A 14,760-nucleotide genomic window follows, 5' to 3' on the forward strand; every position below is an offset into this window, starting at 1 on the left:
GCCGGGTGTCAACCTCGAAGGGCTCCGCCGTAACACGTGTGTAATCGCACGTCGGCGGAGCCTTTTCGACATCTTCATCGAAGCGCTTCGACAGCCTCCTCGGGAGAGCACCCGCCATGGACGAGACCGCCCGCCGCACCTTCGAGGACCCCGGCGCGCCGCTGTCGGTCCGGGTGGCAGACCTGCTCACCCGGCTCACCCTCGCCGAGAAGGTCGACCTGTTGCACCAGCACCAGGCCGCGGTACCCCGCCTCGGCGTCGGGCCGTTCCGCACCGGCACCGAGGCGCTGCACGGCGTCGCCTGGCTCGGCGAGGCCACCGTCTTCCCGCAGTCCGTCGGCCTCGGCAGCACCTGGGACCCCGACCTGGTGCGCCGGGTCGGCGCCGCGGTCGGCGACGAGGTGCGCGGGCTGCACCACAAGGACCCCGTCCGCACCGGGCTCAACGTCTGGGCGCCGGTGGTCAACCCGCTTCGCGACCCGCGCTGGGGACGCAACGAGGAGGGCTACGCCGAGGACCCGTGGCTGACCGGGGTGCTCGGCACCGCGTACGCGGCGGGCCTGCGCGGCGACGATCCCCGCTACCTGCGCACCGCGCCGACGCTCAAGCACTTCCTCGGCTACAACAACGAGACCGACCGGCACCTCACCTCCAGCGACCTGCCGCCGCGGGTACTGCACGAGTACGAGCTGCCCGCGTTCCGCGCGCCGATCGCCGCCGGCGCCGCCGTCGCGGTCATGGCGTCCTACAACCTGGTCAACGGCCGCCCCGCGCACCTGAGCCCGCTGCTCGACGCCGAGCTGCGCACCTGGACCGACGACGACGTGCTGGTGGTCGGCGACGCGGGCGCCTGCACCAACCTTGCCGGCGAACAGCGCTACCTGCCCGATCACGCCTCCGGCTTCGCCGCCGCGCTGCGCGCCGGGGTGGACTGCTTCACCGAGGATCCGCAGACCACCACCGCCCTGCTGCACGAGGCGCTCGGCCGCGGGCTGCTCACCGAGTCCGACGTGGACACCGCGGTCCGGCACATCCTGGCGATCCGCCTGCGGCTCGGCGAGTTCGACCCGGCGGAGCTCAATCCGTACGCGGCGACGACCGCCGACGTCGTCAACTGCCCCGAGCACCAGCGGCTCGCCCGGGAGGCGGCGCGGGCCGCGATCGTGCTGCTGAAGAACGGCGACGGCCTGCTGCCGCTGTGCGCGCCGCGGACGGTCGCCGTGATCGGGCCGCTCGGCGACGCCCTCGCGGCGGACTGGTACAGCGGCAGCCTGCCGTACGCGGTCACGGTGCGCGCCGGGCTCGCCGGGCGGCTCGGCGAGCAGGCCGTGCGCGGCATCGAGGGCGCCGACCGCATCCGGCTGCGCACGGCGCGGGGCGTGGTGGTCGCCGGCTCCGGCCCCGACGGCGCCGCGCTGCGGATCGCCGGCGCCGGTGACGACCTGTTCGACGTGCTCGACTGGGGCGGCGGCACCGTGACGCTGCGCGCCGCCGTCAACCGGCGGTACGTCCGCGCGGGCGAGGACGGCGTCCTGGTCAACGACCGGGCCGAGCCCGGCGAGTGGGTGGTGCGGGAGACCTTCGAGGCGGCCCGGCGCGGCGGCCGGATCGTGCTGCGGCACGTGGCGAGCGACGCCTACGTCGCGGCCGGCGCGGACGGCGTCCTGCGCGCCTCGGCGGCCGCCGAGGCGGCGACCGAGTTCGAGGTCGAGCTCGTCGAGGACGGGCTCGAGGCGGCCGCGGCGCTGGCCCGCGACGCCGACGTGGCGGTGGTCGTGCTCGGCAACCACCCGATGGTGGCGGGGCGCGAGACGCAGGACCGCGACGACCTGGCCCTGCCGCCGGGTCAGGACGCGCTGCTGCGCGCGGTCCGGGCGGCCAACCCGAGCACCGTGCTGATCCTGACGAGCAGCTACCCGTACGCGATCGGGTGGGCGCAGGAGCACCTGCCGGCGGTGCTGTGGTCGGCGCACGGCGGGCAGGAGTACGGCGCCGCCGTCGCGGACGTCCTGCTCGGCAAGGACGAGGACGGCGGCCCGGTCGAGCCGACCGGGCGCCTGCCGCAGACCTGGTACCGCGGCGCCGACGAGCTGCCGGACCTGCTCGACTACGACATCATCGGCAGCGACGCGACCTACCTCTACTTCCGCGGCAGCCCGCTGTACCCGTTCGGGCACGGCCTCGGCTACACCCGCTTCGAGCACCGCAACCTGCGGCTGGACGCCGTCTCCGTGCGGGCCGGCGACCGGGTGGAGATCAGCGTGGACGTCGTCAACGTCGGCGACCGGCCGGGCACCGAGGTGGTGCAGTTCTACACCCGCCAGCGCCGGTCGCGGGTCAAGCAGCCGCTGCGCCGGTTGCGCGGCTTCCGGCGGGTCCGGCTCGCACCCGGCGCGCAGGCGACCGTCACGCTGACCCTGGACACCGCCGACCTGGCGTTCTTCGACGTGGTGCAGGACCGGCCGCTCGTCGAGTCCGCCCGGCACACCGTCATGGTGGGCCGCTCCTGCACCGACATCACCGCGACCGGGACCCTGACCGTACGGGGCGAGACGGTCCCGGACCGCCCGGCGGACCACCTTCGGGCCGCCAGCCGCGACGCCGAGTACGGCACGGCCCTGACCGACGAGGGCCCCGAGCACGGCGACGCGGTGGTGGCCGTCCGCGACGGCGCCTGGCTCGCCCTCGACGGCGTCGACCTTCCCGCGGGCGCTGCCCGGATCACCGCCTCAGCCGCGGCCCCCGCCGAAGGCGCCCGGATCGAGGTACGGCTCGACGAGCCGCTCTCCGGCCCGGTCGCCGCGGTGCTGGAGGTGCCCGTGGTCCCCGGCCGCCACGACTGGGCCGAGGCGACCGCGCCGCTGACCGGCGCCACGGGCCGCCACGACCTCTACCTGGTCTTCGACACCGCCGGCACCCGCGTGAGCGTCGTCGGGTTCGGCGCCTGAACGGCCCTCGCACCCCTTCGAGAGAGGCAACCGAACCATGCGACAGACACGTTTGTGGCTTCCGCCGGCGGCGCTCGTCCTCGTCGCCGCGGCCACCCAGGTCGGCCTGACCGCGTCCCCGGCCCAGGCGGCTCCGGCCGCCGGGGTCGTCTATCAGCTGAAGGTGACCAAGTCGGGGATGTGCCTGGACGTGCCGAGCGCGTCCACCGGCAACGGCGCCTTGTTGCAGCAGTGGGGCTGCACGGCGAACTCGGCATGGCAGCAGTTCACGCTTGTCGCGAACGGCGCGAACTACCTGCTGCGCAACGTCAACAGCGGCAAGTGCGTGGACGTGCCCGGCTGGTCGACCGCCTCCGGCGTGCAACTACAGCAGTACACCTGCGTCGGAAGTCAGGCGAACCAGCAGTGGTCACTGGTGGCGAGCGGGTCGGGCACATATCAGATCGTCAACGTCAACAGCGGGCTGTGCATCTCGGACAAGGACGCGTCGACCACCTCCGGCAACGCGATCATTCAGGAGACGTGCACCGCGAACACCAACAAGCAGTGGGCGTTCGTCGGCGCGGCGGCGGCCGCCACCGTGGCGGCCGACGGCAGCGGCCAGTACACGACCGTGCAGGCCGCGATCGACGCGGTCCCGGCGAACAACACCACCCGGCGGGTCATCACCATCAAGGCCGGCACCTACCGGGAGATCGTCACGGTCCCGTCCAACAAGCCGTACGTCACGTTGCAGGGCCTCGGCTCCGCGGCGAGCCAGACGGTGATCGTCAACAACCACAGCTCCGCCGGCGGGTACGGCACCTCCGGCAGCGCCACCTTCTTCGTCAACGGCGCGGACTTCGCCGCGTCCAACCTGACCATCTCGAACGACTACGGCGAGGGCAGCCAGGCGGTCGCCGCCAACCTCAACGGCGACCGGTCGGTATTCGACAACGTCCGGTTCCTCGGCGCCCAGGACACGCTGCTGGTCAACAACTATCGCGCGTACGTCAGGAACTCCTACGTCGAGGGCACTGTCGACTTCATCTTCGGCGGCGGCACCGCGGTCTTCAACGCCACCTCGATCTACGAGAAGCGCAGCACCGGCGGGCCGATCACGGCCGCGAGGACCGACACCGCGAACGCGTACGGCTTCCTCTTCTACAGGTGCACCATCACCGGCGCGACCGGCAACACCACCCAGCTCGGGCGGCCGTGGGGCCCGGCGGCCCAGGTGCTGTACCGGGAGTCGAGCCTGAGCGCCACCATCGCCACCGCACAGCCGTGGACCGACATGTCGTCGAACTCGTGGCGGAACGCCCGCTTCTTCGAGTACCGGAACACCGGCGCGGGCGCGACGACAAACAGCAACCGGCCGCAGATGAGCGACGCGACGGCCGTCAACTACACCCCGCAGAAGTATCTGGCCGGAACCGACGGCTGGAATCCGGTCGGCTGAGAGGACGGTACGAACATGCGAAGGTCACTTTCGGTCGCGGCGCTGCTGATCGTCGCGGCAACGGTGCTGGCCGGTCACCCCGCCCAGGCGGCTCCGGCCGCCGGGGTCGTCTATCAGCTGAAGGTGACCAAGTCGGGGATGTGCCTGGACGTGCCGAGCGCGTCCACCGGCAACGGCGCCTTGTTGCAGCAGTGGGGCTGCACGGCGAACTCGGCATGGCAGCAGTTCACACTTGTCGCGAACGGCGCGAACTACCTGCTGCGCAACGTCAACAGCGGCAAGTGCGTGGACGTGCCCGGCTGGTCGACCGCCTCCGGCGTGCAACTACAGCAGTACACATGCGTCGGAAGTCAGGCCAACCAGCAGTGGTCACTGGTGGCGAGCGGGTCGGGCACATATCAGATCGTCAACGTCAACAGCGGGCTGTGCATCTCGGACAAGGACGCGTCGACCACCTCCGGCAACGCGATCATTCAGGAGACGTGCACCGCGAACACCAACAAGCAGTGGGCGTTCGTCGCGGCCGGGCGGTCCTGGCCGTCGACGCCGGACGGTTTCGCCGCCACCGGCGGCGGTACCACCGGCGGGTCGGGCGGCACCACGGTCACGGTCAACACCCAGGCCGACCTGGCACGGTACGCGGCCACGTCCGGCTCCTACGTCATCCGGGTCGCGTCGGCGATCAGCATCTCGCCGAAGGGCACCGAGATACCGGTGACCTCGAACAAGACGATCGTCGGTGTCGGCACCTCCGGCCAGATCGTCGGCGGCGGGTTCTTCCTCGGCGCCGGCGTCACCAACGTGATCATCCGGAACCTGACCATCCGCGACACCCGGATGGCCGACGACGACCCCGACGACAAGGTCTACGACTACGACGGCATCCAGATGGACACCGCCGACCACGTGTGGATCGACCACAACACCATCGAGCGGATGAACGACGGGCTGATCGACAGCCGCAAGGACACCACGTACCTCACCGTGTCGTGGAACGTGCTCGCCGAGAACAACAAGTCCTTCGGCATCGGCTGGACCGACAACGTGACCGCCCGGATGACGATCCACCACAACTGGATCCGGGACACCAACCAGCGCAACCCGAGCACCGACAACGTCGCGTACGCGCACCTCTACAACAACTACCTGCAGAACGTCGCGTCGTACGGCAACTACGCACGCGGCTACACCAAGATGGCGCTGGAGAACAGCTACTTCGAGAACGTGAAGGACCCGTACTACCCGGACTCCACGGCGCAGCTCAGGCAGTCCGGCAGCATCCTGGTCAATTGCACCGGCAACCAGACGACCCTCGGTTCCGCGTTCACGCCGGGCAGCTTCTACTCGTACACCCTCGACCCGGCGGCGGACGTACCCGCGCTGCTCCGCACGAACGCCGGCCCGCAGGCCGGCATCGGCCTCTGACGGCTGATCGGTTTACACGCCTGACCACCGTGTGGTTCCATGCCGCGGTTGATCTTGGAGACGCGGCACGGGGAGACGATCATGGCGGGAGGCTACAGCCTCGGGATATTGGCCATCGACGAGTGGACCGACGTGGCCGAAGTCGCGGCGATGGTCGATCGTTGTGCTGGTACCCGGCATGTCGACGGAGAGCTCGACGAGCGGATCGTCGGGTTCTACGAGCGGTTACGGTCGCGGTTCCCGGACCAGCCGCCCCTCATTGATCCGGACGAGGACCCGTGGATGGACCTCCCGCTGGATACCGGCATCGACCATGTGTTCGTGGTGCTCTGCTCGGAGAGGCGCAGCGACCCGGCCCTGGCGCTGATTCAGGAGCTGGCGGCCGAGTACGGGCTGACCATCTGGGATCCGCAGGACGGATCGGCCTACCGACCGGTGATACCGCCCGCCCGCGAAGAGGTCGAGGCGTGGTGGCGTGACCTGCTCGACGACCGGTGCGGCCGGGAGGGCACCCACGAACGGGTCCGGCCGTGGGTCGAGGAGACGTCCGAGGCCATCGACGATCCGATCACCACGATGGGTGTTCAGCAGCTGTACAGCCTCACCATGAGCGACGGCACCGGGGCGGGCGAGCTGTTCGAGCGGTGGCTCGAACACGGTGAGCGGTTCGACGCCGACCCCGAGGGCTGGGAGCGGGACCGCACGATTCAGGCCGTGCTGGCGATCCGGCGGGACCAGGGCCCCGACCGTGCGCGAGCGCTCGCGATCCAGCTCGCGGCCCGCGGATCGCTGACCGACGAGGACGTCGCCGGCATCATCGGCCCGGCCTGAGCGTCACAGGACTCGCCCTGAGCGCCTGGGCATCATTCGTCGTCGATGAACTCCGCCCACTCGGCGCTGGTGAAGACGAGGGTTCCCGAGGCTCGATTCCCGCCTGAACACCGCCACCCCCGGCCCTTACGCGAAGCAGCCGCGGCCGACGAGAAAATCTAGGTCCGAATCACTAGACATTCCCGCCGAGCCTGCTAACATTTCTTCCGTTGACAGCAGAGATCAGCCAAGACGCAGACGAAGCAGACCGAGCGTTACGCAGGGCCCGGACCCCGATCCGTGGCTCGCTCGGCACAGCGGTGGGGAGTAAGCACCACCGCACGCTGCAAGGCAAGGCACACGGAAGTGGAACGTAAGACCCTGACGTAATTCCAGGTCAGGGCAGGGCGGGCCGATGCTGGTTCGGGGCTCGCCTGGCAGGACAGTCCGTCGCACGTGCACGGGGCCATGAAGTCGCGTGGGGCTTCGACACCGGCGGACGGCACGACAAGCAGCACAGCAATCGGAAGCAGAGGAAAGGGAGGGCTCGAACACCGTTGGATCGCCCGTCTCCAGGACGCAGTTCAACTTCTGGAGCGGACACCGCAGTTTCCATCGAACGAGAGGTGGTCTCCGGTCACGCTTATGCGGTCCTCGCACCCCATCCCGCTGATGGCGGCAGGTGCGGATACGACAACCCGACGAACCTGTCGGTAGATGGTGTTTCAACCCGTAACCCTGGGCCCCGGCGCTTTCTGCGCCGGGGCCCTCGACCATGGAGAGGTACCTGTATGGCCCAACCCGACGACATGTTCGGCGACGACGACTACCCCGCCTACACGATGGGCCGCGCCGCGGAGATCACCGGCGCCTCGCAGGACTTCCTGCGCCGCCTCGACGAGGCGAAACTGATCACCCCGACCCGGTCAGCCGGCGGGCACCGCCGCTACTCCCGCTACCAGCTGCGCCTCGCCGCCCGGGCCCGAGAGATGGTCGAGCAAGGCACCGCCCTGGAAGCCGCCTGCCGGATCATCATCCTCGAAGACCAGCTCGAAGAAGCCCTCCAGCACAATCAGGACCTCCAGCGCCGACGGCCGGCGGACTCCGCCTGATTCACCGCCCGTACACGGTCCTCCTCTGCCACGAGGGGGACCGTTGACGTCGGCTCGTCAGTCGGGCGTTCGGCGCTGATGTTCGCGCCCACGCTGGGTGACGCGGCGGACCTGGTCGGCGTCGTCGGTGACACTGGTGACCCGTTCGGCGAGCGGGGCGTGCCGGCCTTGCAGGTATGCGTGGGTATCGCTGAGCAGCGGGAGCAGGGTGGCGGGGTCGCTGCCACCGAGGGCGTGGTGCAGCCGGTCGAGGCTCGCCTGAGCGTCTGGGCCGAGGTCGGTCAAGGCGGTGATCTGACCGGCGAGTTGCCGTAGGTCGGCGCCGTTGGCGCGGGCCCAGCCGGTGACCGCTCGAGCGCCGGCGCGGCGGTCGCGTTCGGCGGTCACACGCTGGTCGGCGGTGGTGGTGGCGTCGTCCTGTTCACTGCGGCGGATCCGCAGGTAGCGGCGTTCCGCGGCCTGGCGGCTGGTGACCCCCATCGCGGGGGCGAGCTCGGCCCAGCTGGCCCCGGCGGCCCGCGCGGCGGCGATCAGCTGCGGCTCACAGACGTCGAGGCGGTCACGCAGGTGGCGCAAGGCGATAAGTGCGGTCAGTGCCACCTGGCGGGACGTGGCGGCGGGCTCGGGACGGGTAGGTGCGGTCGGCCTGCCGCTGGTCGCGGCCAGGATCAGCGTGAGCGCGGCCTGCGCCTCGCCATGCTCAGGAATACCCATGCCTGCTCCGGTCGTCCTTGGGGTGACGTTCTACTTGTCGTCTTTCTGATGACATGCTACAACGGTGGGTAAGCGCATTGGCACCCAGTTGTTGAACAGATTTCGGAGGTGGAACCGATGTTGGTGCGCACAGACCCGTTCCAGGAGCTCGACCGTCTCACCCGGCAGATGTTCGGTGACCCTCAGCCCGGCACCTGGTCTCGGCCGGTCGCGATGCCGTTGGACGCATACCGCACCGGTGACGAGTTCATCGTGGCGTTCGACCTGCCCGGCGTGACACCGGACAGCATCGATGTCGACATCGAGCGCAACGTGCTGACGGTCAAGGCCGAGCGGCGGCCGCTTGATCTCGGTGACGACGCGCAGCTGCACACGTCGGAACGGCCGCTGGGTGTGTTCTCCCGACAGCTGATCCTGTCCGATGTGCTCGACAGCGAGCGCATCCAGGCCGGTTACGACAACGGTGTACTCGTCCTGCGTATCCCGGTGCTGGAGAAGGCCAAGCCCCGCAAGGTCAACGTCGCGGTCAGCACCGGCGGACCGACCGCGATCGACGTCTGACCCCGATCCGTCCACCTCGCCAGGCCCTCCTCCGCCGGCACCGCCACGGCGTCCCCCGCCCGGGTCGGCCCGCCCAGCCACACCCACCATCCATATCGGACGGCCATACGCGGGCGGAACACCCACACGGCGCCAGGACCGGCGGCAACGCGCCCCGCCATGGCCATCAGGGACAACAGTGAAGGGACGGTGACCACACGAGGACGAAACGACCGAACGAACCATGACGCGAGGACCCCGACGATTCGTCGGGGTCCTCGCACGTGACCGATCTGGACTACCGTGGCCCCGTACGGTCAGCAGTGCGGGGACCAGCCGTCGGTGCCGGCCAGGTACGCCGCCGGCCGGTAGTCCTCGGACTGTTCGTCGGTCAGTTGGGGGCGGTCCGGCGTCACCAGGGCGCCGGGGCCGCGGTTGTGGTACTCCGCGAAGCGGGCGTCGCGCCAGGGCCAGGTGCCGAAGTCGGTCCAGGGCGCCGGGCCGATGTGTGCGCCGAGCACCGAGTCGCGGATCACCGTCTGGCCGATGGCGTTCGGGTCCTGGCTGGGGTGCCAGGGCCGGCCGAGATACACGCTGGCGGGCGGGGCGTCGGAGGTGAACGCGCAGCCCGCGAAGAGCAGGCCGTACGGGTTGGTCACGCTCGTGCTCGGCGCGGTGACGTAGCCGTTGTTCGTCGTCGAGCCGCGGGTGAGCGAGTGGATCCGGCAGCGGTCGAAGACGGCCGTGCCGCGGCCGAAGACGAAGTCGACGTCGCCCTCGACGTAGCAGCGGTGCAGGTAGATCCGGGACGGTACGGCCGCGGCGGGGCTGTTGAGGTAGAGGGTGTCCTGGTTGCCGAGGAACCGGACGTTGTCGAAGACGAGCCGGTCGGCGCGGCTGAGCAGCGCCACGGCCTGCCTCGCGGTGATCTCCGGATGCGCGGCCTCGTCGAACGAGTTGGCGAACGTCAGGTTGGTGGCGGTGAAGTCCGCGGCGTCGACGGTGACCGAGGCGCTGCCGGAGGTGCCCCAGGTGCCGCCGTCCGGGCGGGGTGTGCCGCTGGCGCGGTCGTCGGTGATGACGACCCGCCCCGGGTCGGCGCCGCGGCCGCGTAGCAGGATGTTCGGCTTGTCCGCCGGGACGATGACCTGCCCGGCGTAGACGCCCGGCCTGATGTCGATGGTGAAGCGCGTCCCGGTGCCGGGCGGCACGGCGTCCACCGCCGCCTGGACGGTCGTGACGTCGCCGCTGCCGTCGGCGGCGACGACCAGCCTCGTCCGCTCGCGCGCCCGGGCCGCGCCCCCAGTGGCGAGGCTCGCGGCGAGCGCGGTGCCGGAGGTCGCGGCGAGCCGGATGAGGGTGCGGCGTTGCATGGAACCTCCCGAGGTAAGCGCTTACCTCGGACCATAGGCCTGCCAGTGATGTTCGTCAATGGATTGGCCGAGCCCCCGCATGTGGGGACTCGGCCATGTCGCCGTCAGGCGCCGTGCGTGGTCACCAGAGGACGCCCGGCTGCGGGATCTCCGCGCCGACGGCGAAGAAGTCGTGCCACTTCCAGCCCGTACCGGCGAAGCCCGAGCCGGTGGAGCGGGCCACGTAGACGTCGGCGGCAGCGCCCCGGGTGAACGTCACGATGTCGTCGCGCCCGTCGCCGGTGAAGTCGCCGGTGCCCGGGATCTCGGAGCCGACGGCGAAGAAGTCGTGCCACTTCCAGCCCGTGCCGACGAAGCCGGAACCGGTCGACCGCGCGACGTAGACGTCCGCGGCCGCGCCCCGGGTGAAGGTCACGATGTCGTCCCGGCCGTCATGGTTGAAGTCGCCGACGGACGGCAGTTCCGAGCCGACCGCGAAGAAGTCGTGCCACTTCCAGCCCGTACCGACGAAGCCCGAGCCGGTGGAGCGGGCCACGTAGACGTCGGCGGCAGCGCCCCGGGTGAACGTCACGATGTCGTCCTTGCCGTCGCCGGTGAAGTCGCCCACCGCCGGGATCTCCGCGCCGACGGCGAAGAAGTCGTGCCACTTCCAGCCCGTACCGACGAAGCGGGTGCCGGTGGACAGCGCCACGTAGACGTCCGCGGCCGCGCCGCGGGTGAACGTCACGATGTCGTCTTTTCCGTCGCCGTTGAAGTCGCCGACGGCCGGCGTCTCCGAGCCGACCGCGAAGAAGTCATGCCACTTCACGCCGGTGCCCCGGAAGGACGAGCCTGTCGACAATGCGACATAGACGTCGGCCGCCGCGCCCCGGGTGAACGTCGCGATGTCGTCCTTTCCGTCGCCGTTGAAATCTCCGACCAATGGCGTTTCGGTGCCGGCGGCGAAATAGTCGTGCCATTTCACGCCGGTGCCGCGGAAGGACGAACCGTTCGACAACGCGACGTACACGTCGGCGGACGCACCGCGGGTGAAGGTGACTATGTCGTCGCGGCCGTCACCGTTGAAATCCCCCGCCACGCCGCTGAATCCGCCGCCGGGCGGCGGCGCGGCGGCCGCCGGCAGGCTCTGTAGCTGAGCCGCGACGGTTACGGCCGCGATTGCCGATAGCGCCAGGAGGCGCCGGTTCCCGAGCATCTTTCTCCCCGTTCTCGTGATGGACGTTTCCGAGTGGAAGACGCCCATAAACTAGCTCCGAGCGGGGCCGATAACACTATTCAGTCTGCTAGCCGTCTATACCAGGGAAAATCCGCATAACGCAGGCGCCGGCGGTAGGCTCGCCCGCGCGGAAATGGGCGGAGGATTCCTCCGCCCATTCACCGGGTCCCGCTACGGCCGGTTGCCGCCCTCCGCCTGCCCGTGCCAGCGCCGCGAGGGGACGTCGGCGCAGGTGCCCTGCACCACGGCGCCGGCACCGGCGGCCGTCACGCAGCGGCCGCTGACGACGCTGCGCATGAGGAACGTGTCCCCGGCGCCGTCGAGCAGGCGCCAGCGGCGCGTCGGCGCGTCGTCGCAGCGGAACTGGACGATCGCCGGGCCGCGGGAGGCGGTGAGGCAGCCGCCGCTGCGCAGATTCTGGATCTGGAAGAGCCCGTCCATGGTGGCGAGCCGCATCCGCCACAGCGCGGACGCGTCCGGCCGGCACGGGCCCTGCACGGCACGGCCGGTGCCGGCGACCACCCGCAGGCAGTTCCGGCTGCCGATGTTGACGAGCAGGAAGCCTTTGACGACGTCGGTCGGGCCCGGCGGCGGTCCGGCCTCGGCGGCGGCGCCCGGCGTCAGCAGGCCGGCGGCGAGCAGAACGGTCACCGCGGTGGACAGGAAACGGCGGCGAACTGACATGACAGTACCTTTCGGACAAGGACTTCGGTCGCATCGCACGTTATCCGCAGAACCCTTTGTATTCGGTGATATCGGGCGAATCGTCATTCGCGTTTCGACGGCCGGGTTTGCTCTAGGCTGATCGGCAGCGGCGACTGTGGAGGGAGAACGGTGTCCGAGACGACTCGTTTCGATCAGCGCATTCCGGGATCGCGGTCCGCCACCGATCCGGACCGTTTGCTGCCCCGGGGCCGCCACGATCTGCCGCGCGAGTTCGTCAGCCGGACCCAGCGCGACCGGCTGATCGACGCGATGGCCCGCACGGTCGCCGAACTCGGATACGCGAATGCCTCGCTGGGCGATGTCTGCGCGGCCGCCGGAGTGTCCACCCGCGCGTTCTACGAGCATTTCGTGGACAAGGAGGCGTGCTTCCTGGCCGCCTTCGACCTGGGGGTCTCGCTGCTGCAACGCGCCGTCGCCGAGGCGTACGCCCGGCCGGCCCGCTGGCCGCAGCGGATGCACCACGGGCTGGACACCCTGGTGCGCATCCTCGCCGCGGAGCCGGCGTTCGCCTCCCTCGCGGTGGTCGAGGTGCTCGCCGCCGGCCCGCGGGCCCGGGCCTGCCGCCGGCGGCTGCTGGACGCCTACAAGGTGTTCTTCACCGAGGCGCCGCACCGGGCCGGAACGCCGCCGGTGCCGCCGGGGGTGACCGACGCCGTCATCGCGGGGGTGTACGGCGTCATCTACGACTTCGTGTCGACGGGCCGGGCGACCGAGCTGCCCGAGCAGCTGCCGGCCCTGACCTATTTGGTCGTCGTCCCGTTCCTGGGCCCGGCGGCCGCCGCCCGGGCGGCCGACGGGCAGTAGGGCCCGCCCCGCCGACCGGCAGGGCGGACCCGCACCGCGAGGTGACGGACTACTCCGTCGGGGTGGGCTCGGCCGTCGGGGTCGGCTCCTCGGTGGGTGTCGGCTCCTCGGTCGGGGTGGGCTCCTCGGTCGGTGTCGGCTCGGCCGTCGGGGACGGCTCCTCGGTCGGGGTCGGCTCGGTGGTCGGTGTCTCGGTCGGCTCGGGAACCACGGCCGCCGACACGGTGATCTGCTGCGTCGGGTCCGTGGTGTCGGTGACCGCGTAGCGGGCGCTGAACGTCGCCGTGGTCGCGCCGGTCGGGCAGGTCAGCCCGCCGGTGACCCGGATCGGCAGCGCGACGCCGGCCGAGAAGTCGAGCACCGGCGAGCCGGTCGCGGTGCCCGGCACCCACGGCCCGCTGATCGACGCCGGCCCGTCCGGCGCCACGGTGACCACGCAGGACGCGAGGCCCGAGATGGTGGTGACCACGCCGGCCTTCGGGATGGTCATGGTGCCGGTGGAGCCCGCCGGGTCGTACTGCAACGCGAAGGTCCAGGCGCCGTTCGTCGAGTTGGAGACCGTGCGGGCGGTGGTGAACAGGACGTTCGTCGGGCAGGCGCCGCCGTTGTTGGCGAAGGTCGGCGGGGTCAGCGGGGAGACGACCGGGCCGTCGGTGCTGGTGTTGGCGGGCTCGGCGGGCACCGCGCCGGTGTTCACCGACTGGTTGCACGTCACGGTGGTGGTGCTCACCTTGAAGACGGCGGTGCTGCCGGCCACCAGCGAGGCGTTGTAGCTGTGCCCGGCCGGGCCGACCGTGGTCGCGGCGGCGGCCTGCGCCGGGCCGGCCTGGAGGGTCGTCAGGCCGGCACCCGCCAGGACGGCGACGGCTACCAGCGCCGACCGGCGCACGGTACGGGAACGGGGAGGGACCATCTCGATCTCCTTGGATCGTGGTGGAGGTACGGGCTCAGAAGCACTCGTCCTTGCCCCAGCGCAGCCGCAGTGACAGGCCGGTGAGGTTGAATTCGCCGGCGGTCGTCGCCCAGGCCACCTGCTTGAGGTCGGTGATGACGACCGTGTCGGCCTGCTGGCTGAAGAAGCCCTGGCGGCGCTGGGCGATCTCGGCCGGGTCGTTGACCGGCCCCTTGTCGAGAGTGGCCGCGTCGCGGCCGATCTCCATGCCGCGGAAGCTGGCGTTGCCGTCGAGGGCCGACATGTCGACCACCATGTTCGTGGCGGTCACCGGGTCCCGCCCGGTGCCGGCCTTGATCTTCAGGGTCACCGAGCCGAAGTCGCCGAGATCGGTGACGACCGACTGGCAGAGGTTTGTCAGCTTCGCGGTCTTCATGGCCGAGACCGCGACCGGCTCCGGCTGCTGCGACGACGGGTCGCCGCCGGGCTCGGTGCGGGCGTCGACCGTGCCGTACTGCACGAAGCCGGTCGCCTCGAGCCGGTCCGCGCTGACCTTGAACTGCTGGCCGGACACGGAGAACGAGGCCGCGAGCGCGCCGTTGGACATCAGGGTCAGCAGGCCCAGCACCGCCGCGGCGCTGAGTCCGAACAGGATCCCGAACCGGCCCCAGCGGGTGCGGCCGACGGTCTCGGTCTGATGGGAAGCAAGCATGGATCTCCCCCAGCGGGTAATCCAGAAAAGATGTTTGTTCTGGATGT

13 protein-coding genes are annotated in these 14,760 nt (G+C 70.6%); 7 read left to right on the forward strand and 6 right to left on the reverse strand.

Features of this window, described 5'->3' with window-relative positions; genetic code table 11:
* Positions 1-116: 116 nt before the first annotated feature.
* From BJ971_RS21510 to BJ971_RS21530, 5 genes are all read left to right on the forward strand, one after another.
* Positions 117-2,948 carry a glycoside hydrolase family 3 protein gene (locus BJ971_RS21510; protein ID WP_184995033.1) on the forward strand — a complete coding sequence of 944 codons (2,832 nt, stop codon included), beginning with the start codon at positions 117-119 and terminating at the stop codon, positions 2,946-2,948.
* Between the two features lie 37 nt (positions 2,949-2,985).
* Positions 2,986-4,389: a pectinesterase family protein gene (locus BJ971_RS21515; RefSeq protein ID WP_184995034.1), complete on the forward strand. Its 1,404-nt coding sequence runs from the start codon at positions 2,986-2,988 to the stop codon at positions 4,387-4,389.
* Positions 4,390-4,404: 15 nt separating this feature from the next.
* Positions 4,405-5,814, forward strand: a complete 1,410-nt coding sequence (locus tag BJ971_RS21520; protein ID WP_184995035.1) for an RICIN domain-containing protein — start codon at positions 4,405-4,407, stop codon at positions 5,812-5,814.
* An 81-nt stretch (positions 5,815-5,895) separates the two neighbouring features.
* A complete protein-coding gene (locus tag BJ971_RS21525; RefSeq protein ID WP_184995036.1) occupies positions 5,896-6,645 on the forward strand; it encodes a hypothetical protein in 750 nt (249 codons plus the stop codon).
* A 770-nt stretch (positions 6,646-7,415) separates the two neighbouring features.
* On the forward strand, positions 7,416-7,736 hold the full coding sequence (locus BJ971_RS21530) for a helix-turn-helix domain-containing protein (protein ID WP_184995037.1): 321 nt from the start codon (positions 7,416-7,418) through the stop codon (positions 7,734-7,736).
* A gap of 57 nt (positions 7,737-7,793) precedes the next feature.
* On the opposite strand, the gene BJ971_RS21535 is transcribed toward BJ971_RS21530, so the two are convergent.
* The gene (locus BJ971_RS21535) at positions 7,794-8,450 is read right to left on the reverse strand and encodes a hypothetical protein (protein WP_221478819.1); all 657 of its coding nucleotides are present in this window, start codon (positions 8,448-8,450) and stop codon (positions 7,794-7,796) included.
* Between the two features lie 117 nt (positions 8,451-8,567).
* Between BJ971_RS21535 and BJ971_RS21540 the strand changes: the two genes are divergently transcribed.
* A complete protein-coding gene (locus tag BJ971_RS21540) occupies positions 8,568-9,011 on the forward strand; it encodes an Hsp20/alpha crystallin family protein (protein WP_184995038.1) in 444 nt (147 codons plus the stop codon).
* A 296-nt stretch (positions 9,012-9,307) separates the two neighbouring features.
* Here BJ971_RS21540 and BJ971_RS21545 read toward each other — a convergent pair whose 3' ends face one another.
* The 3 genes from BJ971_RS21545 to BJ971_RS21555 all read right to left on the reverse strand — a co-directional run bounded on the left by BJ971_RS21545 (position 9,308) and on the right by BJ971_RS21555 (position 12,263).
* Positions 9,308-10,363, reverse strand: coding sequence for a pectinesterase family protein (locus BJ971_RS21545; protein WP_184995039.1), 1,056 nt, complete (start codon positions 10,361-10,363; stop codon positions 9,308-9,310).
* A 121-nt stretch (positions 10,364-10,484) separates the two neighbouring features.
* Entirely contained in the window at positions 10,485-11,558 is a 1,074-nt protein-coding gene (locus BJ971_RS21550; RefSeq protein WP_239087909.1) for an FG-GAP repeat domain-containing protein, read from the reverse strand.
* A gap of 192 nt (positions 11,559-11,750) precedes the next feature.
* The gene (locus BJ971_RS21555; protein WP_184995041.1) at positions 11,751-12,263 is read right to left on the reverse strand and encodes an RICIN domain-containing protein; all 513 of its coding nucleotides are present in this window, start codon (positions 12,261-12,263) and stop codon (positions 11,751-11,753) included.
* A 150-nt stretch (positions 12,264-12,413) separates the two neighbouring features.
* On the opposite strand from BJ971_RS21555, the gene BJ971_RS21560 reads away from it, so the two are divergent.
* Positions 12,414-13,109: a TetR/AcrR family transcriptional regulator gene (locus BJ971_RS21560; RefSeq protein ID WP_184995042.1), complete on the forward strand. Its 696-nt coding sequence runs from the start codon at positions 12,414-12,416 to the stop codon at positions 13,107-13,109.
* 49 nt (positions 13,110-13,158) lie between these two features.
* Here BJ971_RS21560 and BJ971_RS21565 read toward each other — a convergent pair whose 3' ends face one another.
* Together BJ971_RS21565 and BJ971_RS21570 are read right to left on the reverse strand one after the other, a co-directional pair.
* A complete protein-coding gene (locus tag BJ971_RS21565; RefSeq protein WP_184995043.1) occupies positions 13,159-14,022 on the reverse strand; it encodes a hypothetical protein in 864 nt (287 codons plus the stop codon).
* A 34-nt stretch (positions 14,023-14,056) separates the two neighbouring features.
* Positions 14,057-14,713, reverse strand: coding sequence for a DUF6230 family protein (locus BJ971_RS21570; protein ID WP_184995044.1), 657 nt, complete (start codon positions 14,711-14,713; stop codon positions 14,057-14,059).
* Positions 14,714-14,760 lie beyond the last annotated feature (47 nt).

The organism is Amorphoplanes digitatis, from assembly GCF_014205335.1.
Lineage (GTDB): Bacteria > Actinomycetota > Actinomycetes > Mycobacteriales > Micromonosporaceae > Actinoplanes > Actinoplanes digitatus.